The sequence below is a fragment of the Roseovarius lutimaris genome, from assembly GCF_900115165.1.
Taxonomy (GTDB): Bacteria; Pseudomonadota; Alphaproteobacteria; order Rhodobacterales; family Rhodobacteraceae; genus Roseovarius; species Roseovarius lutimaris.
This window is the reverse complement of record NZ_FOVP01000013.1, coordinates 38,765-59,327: the sequence shown is the minus strand read 5'-3', so window position 1 is coordinate 59,327 and position 20,563 is coordinate 38,765. Positions and strand designations below refer to the sequence as shown.

Annotated in this window: 19 protein-coding genes and 1 riboswitch; of the genes, 12 read left to right on the top strand and 7 right to left on the bottom strand. The window is 61.6% G+C overall.

Features of this window, described 5'->3' with window-relative positions; translation table 11 throughout:
* Position 1: 1 nt before the first annotated feature.
* A complete protein-coding gene (locus BMZ91_RS12375) occupies positions 2–1,453 on the top strand; it encodes a GspE/PulE family protein (protein ID WP_092839240.1) in 1,452 nt (483 codons plus the stop codon).
* A complete protein-coding gene (locus tag BMZ91_RS12370) occupies positions 1,450–2,661 on the top strand; it encodes a type II secretion system F family protein (protein WP_092839237.1) in 1,212 nt (403 codons plus the stop codon). The genes BMZ91_RS12375 and BMZ91_RS12370 overlap by 4 nt, the downstream gene beginning before the upstream one ends.
* Here the strand turns inward: BMZ91_RS12370 and BMZ91_RS12365 are convergent.
* Positions 2,658–4,058 carry a helix-turn-helix domain-containing protein gene (locus BMZ91_RS12365; RefSeq protein WP_092839424.1) on the bottom strand — a complete coding sequence of 467 codons (1,401 nt, stop codon included), beginning with the start codon at positions 4,056–4,058 and terminating at the stop codon, positions 2,658–2,660. The genes BMZ91_RS12370 and BMZ91_RS12365 overlap by 4 nt on opposite strands.
* A 191-nt stretch (positions 4,059–4,249) precedes the next feature.
* Positions 4,250–4,454, top strand: a riboswitch (cobalamin riboswitch).
* Between the two features lie 94 nt (positions 4,455–4,548).
* Between BMZ91_RS12365 and BMZ91_RS12360 the strand changes: the two genes are divergently transcribed.
* Complete coding sequence (locus BMZ91_RS12360) at positions 4,549–4,818, top strand: hypothetical protein (protein WP_092839234.1); 270 nt, start codon at positions 4,549–4,551, stop codon at positions 4,816–4,818.
* Between the two features lie 213 nt (positions 4,819–5,031).
* Here BMZ91_RS12360 and BMZ91_RS12355 read toward each other — a convergent pair whose 3' ends face one another.
* On the bottom strand, positions 5,032–5,256 hold the full coding sequence (locus BMZ91_RS12355; RefSeq protein ID WP_092839231.1) for a DUF1127 domain-containing protein: 225 nt from the start codon (positions 5,254–5,256) through the stop codon (positions 5,032–5,034).
* 248 nt (positions 5,257–5,504) lie between these two features.
* On the opposite strand from BMZ91_RS12355, the gene BMZ91_RS12350 reads away from it, so the two are divergent.
* Positions 5,505–6,566: an Mrp/NBP35 family ATP-binding protein gene (locus BMZ91_RS12350; RefSeq protein WP_092839421.1), complete on the top strand. Its 1,062-nt coding sequence runs from the start codon at positions 5,505–5,507 to the stop codon at positions 6,564–6,566.
* Positions 6,567–6,661: 95 nt separating this feature from the next.
* On the opposite strand, the gene BMZ91_RS12345 is transcribed toward BMZ91_RS12350, so the two are convergent.
* On the bottom strand, positions 6,662–7,189 hold the full coding sequence (locus tag BMZ91_RS12345) for a peptidoglycan-binding domain-containing protein (protein ID WP_143076342.1): 528 nt from the start codon (positions 7,187–7,189) through the stop codon (positions 6,662–6,664).
* Between the two features lie 421 nt (positions 7,190–7,610).
* Here BMZ91_RS12345 and BMZ91_RS12340 point away from each other — a divergent pair, with 421 nt between their 5' ends.
* Complete coding sequence (locus tag BMZ91_RS12340; protein ID WP_092839228.1) at positions 7,611–7,934, top strand: 2Fe-2S iron-sulfur cluster-binding protein; 324 nt, start codon at positions 7,611–7,613, stop codon at positions 7,932–7,934.
* Between the two features lie 206 nt (positions 7,935–8,140).
* On the top strand, positions 8,141–9,520 hold the full coding sequence (locus tag BMZ91_RS12335) for a hypothetical protein (protein WP_092839226.1): 1,380 nt from the start codon (positions 8,141–8,143) through the stop codon (positions 9,518–9,520).
* Between the two features lie 171 nt (positions 9,521–9,691).
* Here BMZ91_RS12335 and purD read toward each other — a convergent pair whose 3' ends face one another.
* Positions 9,692–10,954 carry a phosphoribosylamine--glycine ligase gene (gene purD, locus BMZ91_RS12325; protein WP_092839220.1) on the bottom strand — a complete coding sequence of 421 codons (1,263 nt, stop codon included), beginning with the start codon at positions 10,952–10,954 and terminating at the stop codon, positions 9,692–9,694.
* 74 nt (positions 10,955–11,028) lie between these two features.
* Here purD and xseA point away from each other — a divergent pair, with 74 nt between their 5' ends.
* Entirely contained in the window at positions 11,029–12,531 is a 1,503-nt protein-coding gene (gene xseA, locus BMZ91_RS12320; protein WP_092839217.1) for an exodeoxyribonuclease VII large subunit, read from the top strand.
* Positions 12,532–12,673: 142 nt separating this feature from the next.
* Here xseA and BMZ91_RS12315 read toward each other — a convergent pair whose 3' ends face one another.
* Together BMZ91_RS12315 and BMZ91_RS12310 are read right to left on the bottom strand one after the other, a co-directional pair.
* Positions 12,674–13,066, bottom strand: coding sequence for a hypothetical protein (locus BMZ91_RS12315; protein WP_092839214.1), 393 nt, complete (start codon positions 13,064–13,066; stop codon positions 12,674–12,676).
* A gap of 4 nt (positions 13,067–13,070) precedes the next feature.
* Positions 13,071–14,180 (bottom strand): alkane 1-monooxygenase, encoded by a 1,110-nt coding sequence (locus tag BMZ91_RS12310; RefSeq protein ID WP_425441572.1) that lies wholly within the window; start codon positions 14,178–14,180, stop codon positions 13,071–13,073.
* Between the two features lie 166 nt (positions 14,181–14,346).
* Here BMZ91_RS12310 and BMZ91_RS12305 point away from each other — a divergent pair, with 166 nt between their 5' ends.
* From BMZ91_RS12305 to BMZ91_RS12285, 5 genes are all read left to right on the top strand, one after another.
* The gene (locus BMZ91_RS12305; RefSeq protein WP_092839211.1) at positions 14,347–16,032 is read left to right on the top strand and encodes an NAD(P)H-dependent oxidoreductase subunit E; all 1,686 of its coding nucleotides are present in this window, start codon (positions 14,347–14,349) and stop codon (positions 16,030–16,032) included.
* A 70-nt stretch (positions 16,033–16,102) separates the two neighbouring features.
* On the top strand, positions 16,103–17,338 hold the full coding sequence (gene ftsY, locus BMZ91_RS12300; protein WP_092839208.1) for a signal recognition particle-docking protein FtsY: 1,236 nt from the start codon (positions 16,103–16,105) through the stop codon (positions 17,336–17,338).
* A gap of 118 nt (positions 17,339–17,456) precedes the next feature.
* Positions 17,457–18,359: an EamA family transporter gene (locus tag BMZ91_RS12295; RefSeq protein WP_092839205.1), complete on the top strand. Its 903-nt coding sequence runs from the start codon at positions 17,457–17,459 to the stop codon at positions 18,357–18,359.
* Between the two features lie 44 nt (positions 18,360–18,403).
* Positions 18,404–19,006, top strand: a complete 603-nt coding sequence (locus tag BMZ91_RS12290; RefSeq protein ID WP_092839202.1) for an inner membrane-spanning protein YciB — start codon at positions 18,404–18,406, stop codon at positions 19,004–19,006.
* A gap of 88 nt (positions 19,007–19,094) precedes the next feature.
* Positions 19,095–19,745 carry a hypothetical protein gene (locus tag BMZ91_RS12285; protein WP_092839200.1) on the top strand — a complete coding sequence of 217 codons (651 nt, stop codon included), beginning with the start codon at positions 19,095–19,097 and terminating at the stop codon, positions 19,743–19,745.
* Here BMZ91_RS12285 and BMZ91_RS12280 read toward each other — a convergent pair.
* Complete coding sequence (locus BMZ91_RS12280) at positions 19,732–20,445, bottom strand: glutathione S-transferase N-terminal domain-containing protein (protein ID WP_092839198.1); 714 nt, start codon at positions 20,443–20,445, stop codon at positions 19,732–19,734. The two genes, BMZ91_RS12285 and BMZ91_RS12280, sit on opposite strands and share 14 nt — an antisense overlap.
* Positions 20,446–20,563: the final 118 nt, after the last annotated feature.

Sequence of the window (20,563 nt, the reverse complement as noted above, 5' to 3'; positions counted from 1 at the left end):
CATGGCGCCGCCGCTTTTGCCCTTCACGCTTGCCCGCGATCAACAGGTTCTGGTCGAGGGCGACAGATTGCTGGCGGGACCGGAAGCAAGCGCGCTTGGGCTGCGCGAGGCGCGGCGTCGCGCCGACATGCCTCTGAAGATCGAAACCCTTGGCATTGACGCCTTCGAGGCCCAGTTGGCAGCGCTTTATCAGGGCGGTAGCGGCGGCGATGACGTCGAGGACGCGTTCAGCTTTGACCTCGAAGAAAACGCCAATGGCCGGGGGCCGCGCGACCTTTTGGAAGACGGCGAAGAGGCCCCGGTGATCCAACTGGTGAACCAGCTTTTGCGCCGCGCGGTGCGGGCCGGGGCGTCGGATCTTCATGTTGAACCCAACGAGGGCGGGCTGCGTGCGCGCATGCGCGTCGATGGCATGCTGCAATCGGTTCTGGATCGACAGGACGTGCCGGTGCGCCGCGTTGTCTCGCGCCTCAAGGTCATGGCGGGCCTCGATATTTCCGAAACCCGCCTGCCACAGGACGGCCATATCGCGCTGCGCCTTGGCGGGCGTGCGATTGATGTGCGGGTCTCGACCCTGCCGGGTAATTACGGTGAGCGGGTGGTGATGCGGGTGCTGGATCGCTCGGCCGGGCTTATGCCATTGGAACAGCTTGGCCTGCGCGCCGATCAGGTAAGCGTCCTTGACCGCATGGCGGGGCGGCCCAACGGTATTATCCTTGCCACCGGGCCAACCGGATCGGGCAAAACCACGACGCTTTATTCCTTGCTACAACTCGCCAATGACGAAATCCGCAACATTCTGACCGCCGAAGACCCGATCGAATATGACCTTCCCGGCATCTCGCAAAGCCAGATCAACGCCGAGATCGGCATGACCTTTGCCGCCGGATTGCGCGCCGCTCTGCGTCAGGATCCCGATATCATCCTTGTCGGCGAAATCCGCGATCAGGAAACCGCAAGCGTTGCCGCGCAGGCGTCCTTGACCGGGCATCTTGTGTTTTCCTCGTTGCACGCCAATGGCTCGGTCGGGGCGGTTGTGCGGTTGCGCGATCTGGGGCTCGACGATTTTCTGATTGCCGCCACGCTGCGCGGGGTGATCGCGCAACGCCTGTTGCGCCAGCTTTGCAAAACATGCCGCCGCGCCGCTGCGCCGACCCCTGACGAGGCCCGGCATTTTCGCGCCGCCAAGCTTGCGGTGCCGGATCAACTTTATCATCCGGTGGGGTGCGCGGCCTGTAACACCACTGGCTATGCCGGGCGGGTCGGGGTGTTCGAGATCCTTGAGGTTAGCGAAGCCCTGCGCGCCGCCATCGACAAGGGCGCCTCCGAGCTTGAGATGAAAGACGTGGCGCTTGCGCCCGATCAGACCCTCTTTGGCCAGTCGCTCCATCAGGTCGCCGCCGGTAAAACCAGCCTTGCCGAGGCGCTGCGCGTGGTGGGCGACGCGCTGTGAGGGCGTTCAGCTACATTGCGTTCAACGCCGAAGGGCGGCGCAAAAAAGGCACGCTTGTCGCCGAAAGCGAGGCCCAGGCCGCCGACATTCTGCGCGGGCAGGGGCTATTTGCCGAGCATATCAATGCCAAGCGTCAGGGCGGCGGGCTGACCCGGACGCGGGGGCGGCGCACCAGATTGAATGCCGATATGCGCGCGGTCTTTACCCGCCAGATGGCGGTGCTTTTATCCTCTGACCTTTCCGCCGAAGTGGCGCTTGAAACAGTGCGCAGCTCGGGCACCTCGCCCGCGATTGAAGGTGCCGCCGCCGAGGCCAAGGCGGCCCTTCTGGATGGCCAGCCATTGTCGGTTGCGCTAGAAATGACCAATGCCGGGTTCCCGCGGTTTTACGTGGCCGCGGTGCGCGCAGGCGAGGTTTCGGGTGATGTGGCGGCGGTGTTCGAGGGGCTCGCTGATTACCTTGAAAGTGTCGGCACCGACCGGGCACAGCTTGCGACGGCACTGATCTACCCGGCTTTTGTGGCCGCTGTATCGCTGCTGGTCTGCGGCATATTGATGGTCAATGTCGCCCCCGAGATTGCCGCGATGTTTGAGGTTTCGGGGCGTGAATTGCCGCAGTTGACACAGGTGATCATGGCAATCAGCGACTGGATTCAGGCCTATTGGATCGGTCTGGCGATTGGCCTTGTTGCCTTGATCTTCGGGATCATTGCCGCCCTGCGGGTGCCGCGTATTCGCGATGCATGGCATGAATTTGCGCTGAAACTGCCGGTGATCGGGCGCCTGCTGCGGCTCTCGGCGGCGGCGCAATATCTGCGCACGCTGGCGCTTGTGATTGCCAGCCGTCAGACCGTGGTCGATGCCGTCACATCGGCCAGCGACGTGCTTGTGATCAGCCGCTTTCGCAATGAGGCGCTTGATCTTGCCGAGGCCGTGCGCTCGGGCGAAAGCCTTAGCCAGGGCCTGACGCGCATGTCGCTCATTCCGCCGGTTTGCCGTCAACTGATCGACGCAGGCGAAAAATCGGCGCGCCTTGCGCGGATGACCGAACGCTCGGCCGTGCTGGTCGAAACCTGGCTCACGAATGAGCGCAAGCGCGTCTCGGCCCTGATGGATCCGCTGTTGATGATGGTGGTGGGCGGCATGGTTCTGGTGATCGTTCTGGCGATCCTCTTGCCGATTTTCGACCTGCAAGCTTCGGTCGGTTAACCCACGCTATAGGGCAGAACGCCGCGCTCGTCCGGGCTAACCTGTAGGCGCCGTTCAAGCGGTGGAACCGAGCGCTGATGACACTCGGCACGCTCGCAAATCCGACAGGAAATGCCAATCGGCTCGAACGCGCGGGCGTTGCTCACGTCAAGATCATCAGCATAGACCAGATCGCCGGCATGCTTCACCTCGCACCCCAGTGCAATGGCAAAGCGGCGCACCGGCGCGCCGAAACTGCCGCCCGGCTTGCTCACGTCCCGCGCAAGGCTGATATAGCGCACGCCGTCCGGGGTTTCGGCAAGCTGTCGCAGAAAGCGCCCCGGCGTTTCAAAGGCGCGATGCACATTCCAGAGCGGACAGGCGCCGCCAAAGCGGGCGAATTGAAGCCGCGTCGCCGAATGCCGCTTGGTGATCGTACCAGCCTGATCGACACGCACGAAAAAGAACGGAATACCCTTGGCGCCGGGCCGCTGAAGCGTTGAAAGGCGGTGACACACCTGTTCGATCGAGGCCCCAAAGCGGTTGGCAAGCACCTCAAGATCATGCCGGGTTTCCTGAGCCGCCGCAAGGAACGGCCCATAGGGCATCATCGCGGCGCCGGCAAAATAATTGGCAAGGCCGATCTTGGCGATGGCGCGGGCGGCGTCGGACTGAAACCGCGCAAAATCAAGCGTCGCCTCCAAAAGCGCATCCTGGGTCAACAGCGCCAGTTGCAACAAAAGCTGAAACCGCCGGGTTTCGGGCGCGGCGCGTGACGAAAGGTACAAGACCCCGGCCTTGCGGTCAAAATGGCGCAGCTTGCCAACGTCGTCCTGCGCCAAGGTAAGTCCCATCGCCGCCATCCGCTCGACCGCGAGATCATAGGCCGACAGGGTGCTGCCACTACCGGTGGCAAAGCGCTCGGCGGCATGATCGACCGCGTCGATATAGTTGTCGCAGTAATGAAAGAAATCGCGCACCTCATCCCAGGGGCTTGATTGGCTGCGCGCATCCTCGCGCCCCAGGGCCTCATCAAGCGAGGCAAGACGCTCATGGGTCTGGCGATAGGCGCTGTGCAACTCCAGAAAGGCCCGTGCCAGGGCCGGCGCATTCGAGGCCGTCAGCCGTAGATCGGCCAGCGGCGGCGGGTCGTCGCCAAACACCGGGTCGGCAAGCGCCTCGCGCATGTCGCTCACCATCCGCTCGGCGTCGCCGGTCGATAACTCTGTGACATCAAAACCAAATTCCTGCGCCAGCGCCAGAACCACTGTCGTGCTTACGGGGCGGTTGTTGTTCTCCATCTGATTGAGATAAGGCAGGGATACGCCCAGTTTAGCGGCAAAATCCTTTTGTGTCAGGCCAAGCCGCTGCCGGGTCTCGCGTAGCTTGGCTCCGGCATAAAGTTTCTGTGTGGCCATGTTGGTCCCGCCTTCGGCTTTGCAAATTAGCTTCGGCCCAGAGTAGATTTGCAAATCTTCCGGGGCAAGCCCGCAATTCCCACTTTCATCTTTCCATAAATACTCATCTTCACACTTGCGTCGAATCGCCAGGCTGACGGTTTTCGTCCTGACCGCTTCGGTTTTGCGCATGGCGATGCCTGGACCAGGTGTTAGGTTCACATTACCTTGGTGCCGCTTTTGGCGGAGAATTGGGAAGCCGGTGCAACTCCGGCGCTGCCCCCGCAACGGTAAGGGAGGGCGCTTTGACGAAAGACCACTGGGCCGGAATTGGGTCTGGGAAGGTGTCAAAACGCAGGGTCGGATAATCTGGTCCATCCCCCAAGTCCGGAAACCAGCCTTGGTGCAACGTCAAACCGCGGGGGGCGGTGCGGGCGGGTGCCGACACGCCCTGTCCCGGTCCAATCCCTGCCCCATCCGGCCCGGGGGGTGGCCGGGGAGTAGTCTTAAGATGTGCCTGAACCAAATTCTCGACGGGTTGGAGCAAAACAATTCAACTGGCGCCCAGGCGTTTGATCACGCACGCCGGGGTTTTCTTGAATGGGCGATGTCCGTGGCGGGCCCGGTAACGCCTGGTGTGGCGCGTGCGGCGCTTGCCGATCCGGCGGCCATTGCCGCCGAAAGCGCGGCGGCGCAGGCCTTCGTCAGCTATCTGGAACAGGCCTGCCGGGGCGCGCAATTGCACAGGCCGCGGCGAGGCCGGGCGCGCTTGCTGCATTGAAATGTCCAGGAAACGAAAAAACGGCGACGCCAGGGAGGAGGAGAGGCGCCGCCGTTCTATCTGCGTCCGACCCAGGGAGGAGGAGAGGGTCGTTGGCAATCGGTGGGGGCAGTTTGCCCCAATTGTCCGGTCTCAGGCCTCAGGGAGGAGGAAAGAAGCCATTGACCGTTTCAGATGTCCCAGGGAGGAGGAGAAGGACATCCGATCTCTGTGTTACGGACGCGTGCCGTAAACTGATTCGTGTGCGACCCGGCGGATCTCGCTGCGGTGCAGGCCAAGATCAGCCAAGTCATAGCTGCTCAACTCTGACAGTTCACGGATCGTGCGACGGTAGGCGCGGTAGTTTACGACGCGCTGCACTGCAGCATAAACGGCGACGCTCAGGTCTTCGCTCAGGTGGTGCGCTGTGGCGCGGCGTGTGTCGACTGCAATTGCCATCTTCGGCTCCTTGCGTATTCAGGGTTGTTCGCGTTCGGCGATGTTCTTTTTCGCCTTTGTTGAGTTTAAGATACGCTTTTGCTGCGGATGCACAATACCCGAGTTTGGCAATGCTGCTATGCAGCAAATGCATAAGGAAAGCTGACCTAACGTTAAGCAATTCCTGGATTTTCAAGGCAGTTCGAGCAGGCCTTGCGCTTAGAGCAGAAACTGCCACCTATTGAGGCGCTGTTGCGAAAGGAATGATCATGTCGATAACCCGCGCGGATATAGAAGCCCGGCTTGCGCTGCTTGAATTGCCGGATGGTGGCACCTTGATCTCGCGCGACATGGTGCGCGCGCTGAGCATCACCGGCTCTGAGGTGCGATTCGTGATCGAGGCCCCAAACCCCGAGATGGCGCGGATGATGGAACCCCTGCGCGCCGCCGCCGAGCGTGCGGCGCTGTCCCTTCCGGGGGTAAGCCACGCCAGCGTGGCGCTGACCGCGCATGCGGCCCCGGCGGCGCCAAGCCTCAAGGTTGGCGGCCATCCCAAGGGCGGCACCAGCTCGATCAGGCCCGAGGGCGTTGCCTCGATTCTTGCGGTGGCCTCGGGCAAGGGCGGGGTCGGGAAATCCACCGTCGCCTCGAATCTTGCGGTGGCGCTGGCCCGCAAGGGGCGGCGCGTCGGGGTGTTGGACGCCGATATTCACGGCCCGAGCCTGCCGCGTATGATGGGGGTGAGCGCGCGCCCGGTGAGCGTGGATGGTCAAAGCATGGCGCCACTTGTCGCGCATGGGGTCAAGCTGATGTCGATCGGCCTGATGCTTGATCCGGACAAGGCGGTTGTCTGGCGCGGCCCCATGCTTATGGGGGCGCTGCAACAAATGATGTCACAGGTCACATGGGGCACGCTTGACGTGCTGATCGTTGATTTGCCGCCGGGGACGGGCGATGTACAGCTGACCCTGTGCCAGCGGGCGCGCCCGGACGGGGCCATTGTCGTGTCCACACCGCAGGACGTGGCGCTTTTGGATGCGCGCAAGGCGATCGACATGTTTCAGACGCTTGAGACGCCGATCCATGGTTTGGTTGAGAATATGTCGGTGTTTCATTGTCCTGATTGCGGCCACGAGGCGCATATTTTCGGCCATGGCGGTGTGCGCGACGAAGCATCCCGGATTGGTCTGCCGTTGTTGGCGGCCTTGCCGATTGATCTTGAGACCCGGCTTGCGGGCGATGCCGGTGTGCCGGTGGCCTGTGGCGATGGCGTGATGGCAGAGGCTTATGGCGCCTTGGCGCAGCGCCTTGTGGACGACGGTGTCGCGTGATGGCGGGGAGGTTTGGGGGGCGCTGCCCCCCGCCGCCCGTTGGGCGTCTCCCCCCGGGATATTTAAAGCCAGAAGAATGAGGGCGCCGGTATGATTTAGGTGTTGGGTTCGACCGAGATCAACCCCAGCTTGCGCGCGGCAGCCAGCGATAGGATACCTGAATCCAGCCCCTCGGGGGCCTGAAAGCGGCGAATGGCGGCGCGGGTGCGGGCATCCATCTCGCCATGTGCCGGGCCGCGATAAAGGTCGCGCGCGGCAAGGGCGCGCTGAACAGAGCCGACGAAATCCGGGGTTTGATCGGCGGCGCAGGGGGTTTCGAACCATGTGACGCGGCGCTCTTCCACAATCGCCTGACGGGTTTCGGTTTTATAAATGGCGGGCTGGAGGACCTGACCATCGCTGGTGATCTCTGCGGGTTTCAGGATGATCTGTTCGGTCACGGTTTCGATCACCGCCGGGCTTACGTGCTTGCCCCAGCAGGTGCCGGGTGCGGCACCGGGGGGAGCCGCTTCAAGGCGGGTCACCAGATCAGGCTCGCCCACGCCGGTGGTGGGCAGGGTGGTTTGGCAAGCGGCAAGGCCAAGCATCATCAGGGTCAGCAGGGCGAAGGGCGGGCGTTTCATCGGCTCGGGCCTCTTTGAGCAGCAGTCTGGCGCTGTTTTTCTGATAGGTTAGCCGGTTTCTTGCACCTGCGAAAGTGCGCTGTCAGGCAACAGCAAGGGTGAGATTTCCTCGGCCACGACCAGATGCATCGCATCGGATCGCGGTTTGAACCGGGCGATTCTTCGCAAGAGACGCCTGGCAATTATCGCGGGGCGAAACCGGTCGCAGGTTTTTCCGTCACTCCGGCCACCGTGATCCACGCTCCGGCTGGCCGGTGCGAAGCATGCGGGTGGGACAGAGGGGATATCTAAGGCGAAACAAACGAAGAACGTGTATGATTTGTCGCAACTCTTTTCATCTTTGGTCGCAAATGGGGCTGGCCTGCCCTTGATGGCTTGGCTAGGAAAACAGTCGAACCAAAGTCAAGGGAGACGCCGAGCCATGGCCAAAATCACCTATATCGAGCATAACGGCACCGAACATGTGGTCGAGGTCGCCAACGGCCTGACCGTGATGGAAGGCGCGCGCGACAACAATATCCCCGGCATCGAGGCCGATTGCGGCGGGGCCTGTGCCTGCTCGACCTGTCATGTTTATGTTGATCCGGCATGGGTTGATAAATTGCCCGCCAAGGAAGACATGGAAGACGACATGCTCGATTTTGCCTATGAGCCCAGTCCAGAGCGTTCGCGTCTGACCTGCCAGATCAAGGTGACCGATGCGCTTGATGGGTTGATCGTGACGATGCCCGAAAAACAAATCTGACATGATGCGGGGCGGTCGGGGCGCATCTGGCGATCTACAGCTTGCGTCAGGGTGACCTTGTGAAATCCGCCGTCGCGCCGCATATCGGCACCCGGTTTCGGGTGGGCGATGATCTGCGGCTGATCCGGTGTACCGGTAGCTGAATTGACATATCCTTTTGGGTGTGGTTGCCTGCGTTGGTAAATGGGTAAGAGGTGATTTTCGGTATGTTGGCCTTGATGTTGGCGGCTATGGGTCTGTTGAGTGCGTCGTTCATCTTCGACGATAATAACGACCCCGTTCCCCCATCCGATGAAGAGGATCCGACCGGCGAACAAGTCGGCGACGGCGGTGACGTGAGCGACACCAGCGTTGGCGGCGTCTTGGCCATGTGGAACGAACTCGACGATCTTACGGACACATCCGGCGACGATGCGATCGGGGTGGAATACGACCGGGAATTCGATCCCGAAGCAGGCGGCTTCGTGCCTTTGGACAATTTCGCAGATGGCGGCGCGGGCGATGATCGCATGTACCTCAACGGTGGCACCGCCGCCGGTGGCGAGGGCAATGACACGATTTCCATGTTTTTCTCGCTTGGCTCTGACGTATTGGGGGAAGATGCCTTTCCCGTGGCGTTGGGCGGCACGGGCGAGGATCTTATCGTGAACGTGAACACCCAGGCTGTCATTGATGCCGGAGAGGGAAATGACACGGTCAGCTTCGACAGGCCGTTTGGCCTTGGCGACGATATCGACGTGACCCTGGGCGAGGGCGAGGATCTGATCCAGGTCGTGGATAATGAGGCCCCCAGCAGGATCATCGCGGAGCTTCATGATTTTGATCCGGCACAGGACCGCATCGAAATCGTTCGCGCGCAAGTCGGGCAGCGTGAGCCCGAACCGGTCAGCGGTTTTGACGTCACGGTAGAGCCACTTGAGGGCGAGGAGGCGTCGCTCTTGTCCATCGCGCTGCAACTGGAGGATGCCGAGGCGGATCCAGAGACGTTTCAGTTCCTCGTGCATGGGCTGGACCCGTCGCAGGCCGAAGATATTCAGATCGGCATCGTGGACGAAGAACCTGCCAGCGACGAGCCGCTCGAGCCGCTGCGCGACGGCACGGATCTCGTGTTCAATATCGGTGCCGACGATCCGGCCGATTTTTCGACGTCAAACCTCAACCTTGCGCTGCAAGAGGCAAACCCGCTGGCCGATATCACCCGCGTGGTGCTGAATGTCGATCCGACGCTCGAAGGCACGTTCGACATCTTCGACAGCACGACGTTTAGCGGATCGTCCTCGGGCGCGGACGGCAGCAGCGCCGAGTACCTGCAGGTAGTGTACACCCCGCCCGAATTTGAGGGCGGACCGATGACATCCTACAGCATAATCGGCGACGATTCGACTTATCTGGCGGCAGATGGCCCGCCGGATGGGGTCTTCATAAGGCCACCCGAGTTTCTGGCACCAAGCGCGGAGGTCGCCCGCATTTTCCTGGGCAGCGTGACTGCCGCGTTCAATCAGCCCGAAGACGGCTTCAGCACGGTCAATGACGTCGAGATCGTGATCAACCGTCTTCCGGTCGTTGAGCTTGGGACAGGTGTGTAATCTCCAACCATGCCCGCGCGTCACCGCCGATAAAGTTATACCTGCCCGGCGGCGCTCAGACGCTCGATGGCCATCGCCTGATCTTCTTCTTGGCCAAAATACTCCGGGGAGCGCGAGGGGCAGCGCCCCTCGCATCGGTCGGATGGCGCAAGCCATTCGACATCAAACGCCTCAAAGCGCGCGCCAACCGATATCGCGCCGACAAAACCCTTGCGGCCAGTCAATCCGGTCTACCATCACATAGGCCCGGTCGTGCGCCTCCTGCAAGGTGGCGCCGCGCGCGGTTGCGGCCAGAACCCGCCCGCCCGCGGCAATATATTGCCCCTCGGCCCGGCCTGTGCCCGCATGAAAAACCATATGAAAGCTGTCTTCGGGGCACTCATTCAAGCCTTTGATCACACTTCCCTTTTCATAAGCGCCAGGATAGCCATTGGCGGCCATCACAACCGTCACGGCATGATCATCGGCCCAATTGACCGACATCTCTGCCAGACGCCCCTCGGCGGCGGCCTGAAGCAGGTCAAACACCTGCGCGCCAAGCCGCATCATCAGAACCTGACATTCGGGATCGCCAAAGCGCACGTTATATTCCACGAGCCGCGGCTGGCCGTCCTTGATCATCAGGCCGACGAACAATACCCCTTGAAACGGCGTACCGCGCCGCGCCATTTCGGCAAGACACGGGCGCACGATCTCGTCCAGCGCCTTTTGCGTCACCGCCGCGCTCATCACCGGAGCGGGCGAATAGGCACCCATGCCGCCGGTATTGGGGCCGGTGTCGCCTTCGCCGACGCGCTTGTGATCCTGCGCCGTGCCGATGGGCAGGGCGGTCTCGCCGTCACAGAGCACAAAGAATGACGCCTCTTCGCCCTCCATGAACTCTTCGATCACCACCTCGGCGCCGGCGCTGCCAAAGTCGCCGCCAAACATGTCGTCCACCGCCGCGAGCGCCTGATCGACGGTTTCGGCGACGATCACGCCCTTGCCCGCCGCAAGCCCGTCTGCCTTGACCACGATCGGCGCACCCTGGGCATGAACATAGGCCTTCGCGGCCTCGGCCTCGGTGAAATGGCCATAGCCAGCCGTCGGCGCGCCCGCCGCATCACAGATCGCCTTGGTAAAACTCTTGCTGGCCTCAAGCTTTGCCGCCTCGGCGCCGGGGCCAAAAACCAGAAACCCGGCCTCTCGCAGCCGATCCGCCACCCCGGCGGCCAATGGCGCCTCGGGGCCGATGATCACGAAATCAATTGCTTCGGCTTCGCAAAACCCGATTACGGCTGCACCATCAAGGATATCCAGACTTGCGCATTCGGCAATAACCGCGATTCCGGCATTACCCGGCGCCACGATAAGCTTGTCGCATTTCGGGTTTTGCATCACCGCCCAGGCGATGCTGTGTTCGCGCCCGCCGGACCCGAGGATCAGAATATTCATGGCGCATAACTCCTGCTTGGCCTCGCTTGCCCCGCGTTCTAAGGTGGCGCAAAGCCAGACACAAGGCAGCAGACATGTCCGATCTGATCGACGATCCCACCCCCGGCGAAAACGCCCCTGAATTTTCGGTCTCTGACCTCTCCGGTGCGATAAAGCGGATGATCGAGGGCGAATTTGCCCGCGTCCGCGTGCGTGGCGAATTGGGCCGTATCTCGCGCCCGCGTTCGGGCCATATCTATCTTGATCTCAAGGATGATCGCGCGGTGCTTGCCGGCATCATCTGGAAAGGCGTCGCCGGCCGCCTTGCCGTGCAGCCCGAAGAGGGGATGGAGGTGGTGGCCACAGGGCGCCTCACCACATTCCCCGGCCAATCGCGCTATCAGATCGTGATCGAAGACCTCAAGCCGGCCGGCATGGGCGCGCTCATGGCGATGTTGGAAAAGCGCAAGGCGCTGCTGGCGGGCGAGGGGCTGTTCGCGCCCGACCTTAAAAAGTCTATCCCCTACCTACCTGAAATCATTGGTGTTATCACCTCGCCCTCGGGGGCGGTGATCCGCGATATCCTGCATCGTCTGCGCGACCGCTTTCCGCGAAAGGTGCTGATCTGGCCGGTTGCCGTGCAGGGCGAGAAATGCGCCGCCGAGGTGGCGCGCGCCATTGCCGGGTTCAACGCCCTCACCCCCGGCGGGCCGCTGCCGCGCCCGGATCTGTTGATCGTTGCGCGCGGCGGTGGATCGGTAGAAGACCTTTGGGGCTTCAACGAGGAAATCGTCGTGCGCGCGGCTGCGGGTTCGGATATTCCGCTGATTTCGGCGGTGGGCCATGAAACCGACACCACGTTGATCGACTTTGCCTCTGACAAGCGCGCGCCGACGCCGACGGCTGCGGCGGAATTGGCGGTGCCGGTGCGTCTTGATCTGATGGCCTGGCTCGATGCTCAGGACGCGCGATTGACCCATGCGCTAAGCGCGGGGCTGGCGACACGCGGCCAGCGGCTTCGCGATCTCTCGCGGGCCTTGCCGCGCGCTGATACGCTGCTTGATACGGCGCGCCAGCGGTTTGATACCTGGTCTGACCGGCTTCCGGCCGCGCTTATCCGCTCGGTCCAGACCCGCCGCGTCAAGCTTTCTGAAACCGCGGGGGCCTTGCGCCCCGGCCTGTTGCGCCGCGCCGTCGATAGTGATCGTCGCCGTCTTGACGGCACCGCCGCGCGGCTCAATATCCATGCCCTGTCGCGTGATATCGACCTCAAGAAACGCGATCTTGCGCGCCTGACCACCCGGTTTGGCGAGGCCGCTACACGCCAGACCACCAATTGGCGCGGTAAAATAGACGCAATGGACCGGTTGCGCGAAACGCTTGGCTACACCGCCACCCTCAAACGCGGCTATGCGGTTGTGCGTGACGGGGATGGCAAGGTGCTGACCACCAAGGTCACCGCCGCCAAGGCCGCCGCGCTTGAGATCGAATTCGCCGATGGGCGCCTGCCGCTTTCGCCGGTGGGCACGCCTGCAACGCCGGTGCGCCCCGCGTCAAAGCCCAAAAAACCGCCTTCCAATCAAGGCAGTCTTTTCTGAAATCAGACTTTCATCTTTCCAATAATACTCCCGCCGGAGGCGTCCTGCTCTCAAGGCGAGGGCGGTGGCAAATGTTCGATATAATCAAGGAAATTGCAATTTTACCTGAATACATTCCGATTTCAGGTTGATGAATGAAAACTCAAACCCCGATCTCCGGCCCCAGACACATCAGTGGTTCTTCTGATTTCTCCACCTCGTAAAGCTCGGCCATCGCGCGCGGCCCGCCAAAGCGCGCCACAAGCCCATCTGCCGAGCGCTCAAAGCTCCAGCATTGCGGTTCGGGGCGGTTTTCATAGATGAAACAGATCATTCCATCCTCTTCGTACCACTGCCCATCCTGGCATTTGCCATCCAGAAACGACCAACGCACCCGCCGATTGTCGAGGTATTCCTCGCCGCCATAGGGGGCACCGCCCGCGCCGTAATAAAACGTATGCCCACGGGTATAGGCGTCAAATTCGGTGCCGCTCATTTGTGCCGTTGCCGGGGCGGTGAGGGTGATCAGGGAGAGGGTCAAAAACATGGCTCGCATCGGCTCAGACTGCCAGATCGCGGGCCGTCTCGCCAGATGTATCTTGGTCGCGCCAGTGCGCCGCGCGTGGATCCATGATTCGGCGCCACAGCGGCGGCACAAGCGCCAGCACAGCCATCACCGGAAGGGAATGGGGCAGCATCGGCATGGTTTCGGCTTTGAGTTGCAGCGCGGGATAAGCGCGCGTTGGGGTGACATGATGATCCGAATGGCGCGGCGCGTTCAGCGTCATCGCGGATGAGGCCCGATGCGGGGCATTCCACGAATGCTGCGGGCCAACGGGTTCCGGGCGCCCATCGGCGCGCGTGGCACGGCGCAGCCCGTAATGCTGGACATAATCCGACATCAGAATCTGGAGTTGCGCATAGCCTGCGATAAACGCCAGCGTCGCCACCCCGCGCAGGCCAAAGACCACGGCACTTGCCGCCAGCACAAGCGCGGCGCCGCCAAGATATAACGCATAAGGGTGGCTCCAGACCGCCTTGTTGGCGCCGGAACGAAGACGGCTTTCGGCGCGCAAGCCGGCGCGAAACGCACCGGGCCATGCCCTTGTGATATAACGATAAAGCCCCTCACCGGGGCGCGCGCTGCTGGGATCGCTGCGGCTGGCCACATGGACATGATGCACGGTCAGATGGGCGCTTGCGTGATGGCCAAACAGGATCGAGCTATAGATCAGCTTTCCCATCAGTCGCAGACCGCGCGCGGGGCGGTGGATCAATTCATGTGCCACCGGATGCGAGATTTGCCCCATCACCAATGCACTGGAAATGGCCACCAATGCCCGCTCTGCGAGGGTCAGGCCGCTTTCCCCGGCCACCGCCCAAAGGGCCAGAGCCAACAGCCCGAAATGCGCCAGCCCCAGCCCGATCAAAAGCGGCGTTGCGGCGGGAAATTCGGCTTCGGGCTCGGCATTTTTCATCGGCGTGGCCATCAGGCGATCCATGAAAAAGATCAAAACCGTGACATATCCCACCGCCAGCCCGGCCCAGACACCGCCCGAGACGGCGGCAAGCGCGATCAGGATCATCGGCAGGCTGGTGGCAATGGCAAAGGGGATCATGCGTTTGGCCCGGTTGAAATCTGCATCATAGCCGTCACAATAGCCCGACATCTTGGGCGGACATAGGGCATGTCCGGGGCGAAGGCGGGGAAATGCGTGCGATTGGGCGGATTTTGCACGGCGTCAACGCATCCGGGGGCGCGAATGTCGCTTTTGATCTCGCAGGGGCAGGCGGCAGGCCGTATTCCTTGGCACACCTACAATTGAGGAACATCGCATGGCACTGGATGAGCGCAAGGGCGTCTGGAAATCGGGCAAGGGCAAGGGGCGGCACACGCCCAAGGGCCGCCAGCTGGAGGATCAGCCGTGGTCAGAGGTGCGTGCGCTTCTCGGCGAGGGGCCGCATCGCCGGGATTTGCTGATCGAATATCTGCACCTTATTCAGGATGAATACGGTCATCTGTCGGCGGCGCATCTGCGGGCTTTGGCCGAAGAGCTTCGTATTTCGATGGCCGAGGTTTATGAAGTTGCCAGCTTTTACGCGCATTTCGATGTGGTGAAAGAAGGCGAAACCCCGCCCCCCGCGCTGACCATCCGGGTGTGTGATTCGCTGTCCTGCGAGCTTGCCGGCGCGCAGGCCTTGAAACGCGCGCTTGAGGATGGGCTTGATGCCTCCGAGGTGCGGGTCTTGCGCGCGCCTTGCATGGGGCGCTGTGATACGGCCCCGGTGCTGGAGCTTGGCCATCACCATATCGACCATGCCACGCCCGAAAAGGTAGAGGCGGCGATCGCAGCGGGTGAGATCCATGCACATCTCCCGCCATATCAGGGGTTTGCAGACTATTGTTCAACCGGCGGCTACGCCAAATTGGCCGAGTTGCGCGAGGCAGGCGATTTTGAAACCGTGCAGGACACCCTGCTGGCTTCGGGCCTGCGCGGTCTTGGCGGCGCGGGTTTCCCGTCGGGGCGCAAATGGGGGTTCGTGCGTGCCGAACCGGGCCCGCGATATCTGGCCGTGAATGGTGACGAGGGCGAGCCGGGAACCTTTAAAGATCGCTTTCATCTCGAACGCTATCCGCATGTTTTTCTTGAAGGAATGTTGGTTGCGGCCTGGGCGGTCGAGGCGGAGCGGTGTTTTATCTACATGCGTGATGAATATCCCGCCGTGATCGAGATTTTAAAGCGTGAAATCAAGGCTTTGGAAGACGACTCTAAAGTCGCACCGGGCTATATCGAGCTGCGGCGCGGTGCGGGCGCTTATATCTGCGGCGAAGAATCCGCGATGATCGAATCCATCGAAGGCAAACGCGGTCTGCCGCGCCATCGCCCGCCCTTTGTGGCGCAGGTCGGCATTTTTAACCGCCCCACGCTCGTGAACAACGTCGAGACGCTCTATTGGGTCACCCGCGTGCTGCGCGAGGGCGGCGAAATTCTGTCAGGTGTGGAAAAGAACGGGCGCAAGGGCCTGCGATCCTATTCGGTGTCGGGGCGGGTCAAAAACCCTGGCGTGCATCTTTTGCCGGCCGGGTCGACCATCACCGATATTGTCGCGGCGGCGGGGGGCATGCTTGAGGGGCACACTCTCAAGGCCTATCAGCCGGGTGGCCCGTCTTCCGGGCTTTTGCCGGCCTCGATGGATGACATGCCGCTTGATTTCGACACGCTGCAACCGCATGGCACCTTTATCGGCTCGGCGGCGGTTGTGGTTCTGTCGGATCACGATAGCGCCAAACAGGCCGCGCTTAACATGCTGCGATTCTTTGAGGATGAAAGCTGTGGCCAGTGTACGCCGTGTCGGGTGGGCTGTGAAAAGGCGGTCAAGCTGATGCAGGCCGATACCTGGGATCAACCGCTCTTGCAGGAACTGTGCACGGCGATGGCCGATGCGTCGATCTGTGGTCTGGGGCAGGCGGCGCCGAACCCGATTCGCCTGACCATCAAGCATTTCCCCGACGAGATCTGATCGCGCGGCAAGGCTTCCATATCCCTGCGATCCGCATTAGGTGAGGTTTAACAAGCGGATCGGAGGGCGCATGGCGTTTTTCTCGAAACTCAAGGAACGGCTGTTCAAATCCTCGTCGAAGCTCGAAGAGGGTCTGGATGCAATTGTCGAAGAAGGCGGTGTAGAAGAGCCGCCCGAACCGGATACGCCAGACCCCACGCCCGCGCCGGACCCGGAGCCGACACCCCTGCCTGATCCACCGCCTGTGCCCGATCCGGCGCCGGTCGAGATCCCGTCGCGCCCCGATGAGGTGCCGCAGGCCCCGCCGGTCGAAATTCCGGTCGAGCGCGCCACCGAGCTACCGCAAACACCACCCGAGGCCCCGGCCCCCCCGACGCCGCTGGAAATCCCCGAGACCAAGGCCGAGGCCGCCCCGGCGCGCCCTGGTCTTTTGGGCCGTCTTCTGGGACGTGGCGATACACCCGCCGTCACCCGGCGCGCGCTTGACGACGATATGCTTGAACAGCTGGAAGAGCTGTTGATCAGCGCCGATATGGGCGTCGACACCGCCCTGCGCGTCACCGCCAACATGGCCGAGGGGCGGATGGGCAAGCGGCTCTCCAGCCTTGAAATCAAACAACTTCTCGCTGCGGAAATCACCCGCATCATGGAGCCGGTCGCGCGCCCGATGCCGCTTTATCCAAACCGCCCGCAGGTGGTGCTTGTGGTCGGCGTCAATGGCTCTGGCAAGACCACCACAATCGGAAAACTCGCCAGCCAGTTCAAGGCGGCGGGCAAATCGGTGGTGATCGCCGCTGGCGACACCTTTCGCGCCGCTGCGGTGGAACAGCTTCAGGTCTGGGGCGATCGCGCCGGGGTGCCGGTGCTGACCGCGCCCGAAGGGTCTGATCCCGCCAGCCTTGCGTTTGACGCGATGACACGCGCTGAGGCCGATGGCGCCGACCTTTTGATGATCGACACCGCAGGTCGCCTGCAAAACCGGGCGGATCTGATGGAAGAGCTGTCAAAAATCGTCCGTGTCATTCGCAAGAAAGACCCGAGTGCGCCGCATAACACCCTTCTGGTGCTTGACGCCACGACCGGTCAAAACGCGCTGAGCCAGGTGGAAATCTTTCAAAAGCTGGCCGATGTCTCGGGCCTCGTGATGACCAAGCTTGACGGCACCGCAAGGGGCGGTGTTCTCGTGGCGCTGGCGGATAAGTTCGGCCTGCCGATCCACGCCATCGGTGTGGGCGAGCAGATTGATGATCTGGCGCCATTCGACCCCGAAGATTTCGCCGCCGCCCTGACCGGGCTTGAGCGTTGATGGGCCTTCTGACCGCTGTTTCTTTTGGCCGGAAATATCCCGGGGGGTTTGGGGGGCTGGCCCCCCAACTTGCCCTGTGGTTTGGGGGGCTGGCCCCCCATTTCGAGGTGCGCCAAATATGAGCGACTGGCTTATTTCCCTTGAGGGAACCGAGGCCGGGCGCCATCTGGCGATGGCGCTGGCGCTCTCGGCGGCGCTTTTGCATGCCATTTTCGGCGCTCTGCAAAAGGGGCGACATGATCCCTGGTTAAGCCGTGGTGTGATCGACTTTTCCTATTGCGCCATGGCCGCGCCTTTCGCGCTTTTCGTCGTGCCCTGGCCCGAGCCGCATATGTGGCCGATTTTCGGCTGGGTGCTGGTGATCCACACCCTCTACAAGCTGCTTCAGGGGCTGGCCTATACCAAGGGTGCCTATACGGTGGTCTATCCGGTTGTGCGCGGCACCGGCCCTCTGTTTACGGTGATTGGCGCCTATTTCCTGTTTGGCGAGGTCTTTACCACCATCCAGTGGATGGGGATAGGGGTGCTCTTGGTCGGGATTTACGGTCTGGCGGTTTATAATCTGCGCACGCTGACGCTGAACCGCGATACCATGCCTCTGGCGCTTGGGCTGGCGGTGTTGACCGGGCTTTTCGTGGCCCTTTACACCACCTATGACGCCTACGGCATCCGCGCCACGGCCAATCCGTTTACCTTTCTGGCCTGGTTTTTCTTTCTCGACGGCATAGCCATGCCAATCTTTGCCTATACACGGTGGCGCAATATGACCGTGCGGCCAACCTTTGCCCCGCTGATGTTGCGCGGCGTTGCGGGCGGGCTTGTGGCGTTCATGTCGTTTGGCTCGATCATGCTGGCGACGCGGCTCGACAAGGTCGGCGAGGCGGCGGTGCTGCGCGAGACCTCGACGGTGTTTGCCGCCCTGATCGGCTGGCTTGTCCTGCGCGAAACCGTGGGGCCGCGACGTATTGCCCTGATGGCTTTGATCGCGACCGGCGCGGTCATAGTTGAATTCGGTGGCTAAATCCATGATCATCCTTGAACCAAAACGGAGCCTGTTACAGTCCAATGTCCGATAAAACACCGCCCGCATGGGTGAAAACAGCGCTTGAGATGGGGCCCGTGCTTGCGTTCTTCGTGGCCTATCTCTGGCTCAAGGACCGTGTCTTTACCATCGGCGGCACCGAATATGAGGGGTTTGTCGTGGTCACGGCCGGGTTTATCCCGGTGTTCCTGATTTCCATGGGGGTTTTATGGCGGCTCACAGGGCATCTCTCGAAGATGCAGGCGGTCACGGCGGTGATCATCGTGGTGTTTGGCGGCTTGTCGGTCTGGTTCAACGATCCGAGTTTCTTCAAGATGAAACCGACGATCATTTACCTGTTGTTTGGCGGTATTCTGGGCGCGGGCCTTTTGCAGAGGCGCTCTTACCTGCAATATGTGATGGAGGGAATGATGCCCCTGACCAATCAGGGCTGGATGATCCTGACGCGCCGCCTGATGTTCTTTTTCCTGAGCCTCGCGGTGCTGAACGAACTGATCTGGCGCACCCAGACCGAGGAAATCTGGGTGTATTTCAAGACCTTTGGCCTGACGGCGGCGATCTTCTTGTTTTTCATGACACAGACCCGGCTGTTTCGCGATCATTCCACCGATGAAGACGAGGCCTGAGCGAGGCGCGGAAAAAAAACGGCGCTGCGCCGGAAAATCCCATAACTCTGCCGGGCTTTGGCCGCATTTGGCGGCTAGGGCTGGTGACATGGTACATCGTTTTTCTTCCCGCCTTTTGAACGCGACCTTGTCGATCCCGGCGATCCGGTCGCAGAACCTGTTGCCAGTCGTGATCATGCTGATCCTCTGGATTGGACTTGGTCGGATGTCTGTGCCGCAGGATCAGGTCTTTGTCCTGTCGGTCGTGGTCGCGCAGGCCTATGCGATCTGGCGCAACCTGCCGCAGGCCGCAGCAAGCCTTCATCAGACCACGGCAGGGCGCACGGGCCTGTTGCGCTGGCCGGTGGTTATTCTTCTGATGCTCTCGGCGGTGCAGCTTTGGCTGAACAATCCCCTGTTCACACAGCGCGGGATCAGCGCGGTTGCGCTGTTCTTGCTGGTGATCATGGTGTTGGGCATGATGCGCGAGGGCGACGTCATGACCCGCGTGACCCCAACCAACGCGGATGGCGAAGAGGTTTATGAAACCGTCAGCCTGTTGCGCGTCAACGCGCTTGTGGCGGCGATGGTGATCGCGGTGAATGAAATCCTGATCTGCACTGAATCACTTGGTGTCTGGATCACCGTCATGCCGATTTTCGTGCTGTTTCTACACGGATTTTATTGGTTCATGGTGCTTATGGTCCTGCCGCCAGAGGCCCCGGACGAGGACACCATCCGCCCCGCTACGGGCGCTTGAACAGAACGTTCTGCGCGCTGCGGCTATCCTGAATGTTGCGACGTTTCTCGGCGGCAAGCGCGCGGCCCCTGATCACGCCGTCGCGCGCCCCGACGGTATCGAGCCACCGCGCCAGATGCGGTTTATCCTCCAGCGTCTGTTGCTGGCCTTCCCAGAGCGAGGCCCAGGGCCAGATCGCCATATCGGCGATGGAAAAGAAATCACCCGCAGCAAATTCGGTCTTGGCCAATTGCCGGTCGAGCACGCCGTAAAGCCGCGCCACCTCATTGCGATAACGGTCCTTGGCATAGGGCAGGTCATTTGGCGGGTCCATCGCCGGGGCGTATTTGAGAAAGTGATGCGCTTGCCCCGCCATCGGGCCGACGCCACCCATTTGCCACATAAGCCATTGATCCACGGCAATTCTGTCGCGCTCTGTGGTGCCATAGAACTGGCCGGTTTTGCGCGCGAGATATTGCAGGATCGCCCCGGATTCAAACAGGCTTATCGGTGCGCCATCCGGCCCCTCTGGATCGGTGATCGCGGGCATGCGATTGTTTGGCGAGAGCTTGAGAAACTCTGGCTTGAACTGATCCCCGGCACCGATATCAATCAGGTGAAGCCTGTAGGGCAGGGCCATTTCCTCAAGCGCGATAGAGGTTTTCCATCCATTTGGCGTGGGCCAGAAGTATAGATCAATCGGGTCCTGTTTCGGGGGCATGGCTGTCTCCTGCTGTGCGTTCACTCCGGGGACAGAATGACCGTTTTCAACCCGGAGGCAAGGGCTGTCCTCGTCGGTTGGGGCCTGCGGGTTGCAGACCTCGACCGAGGTGAGAGTG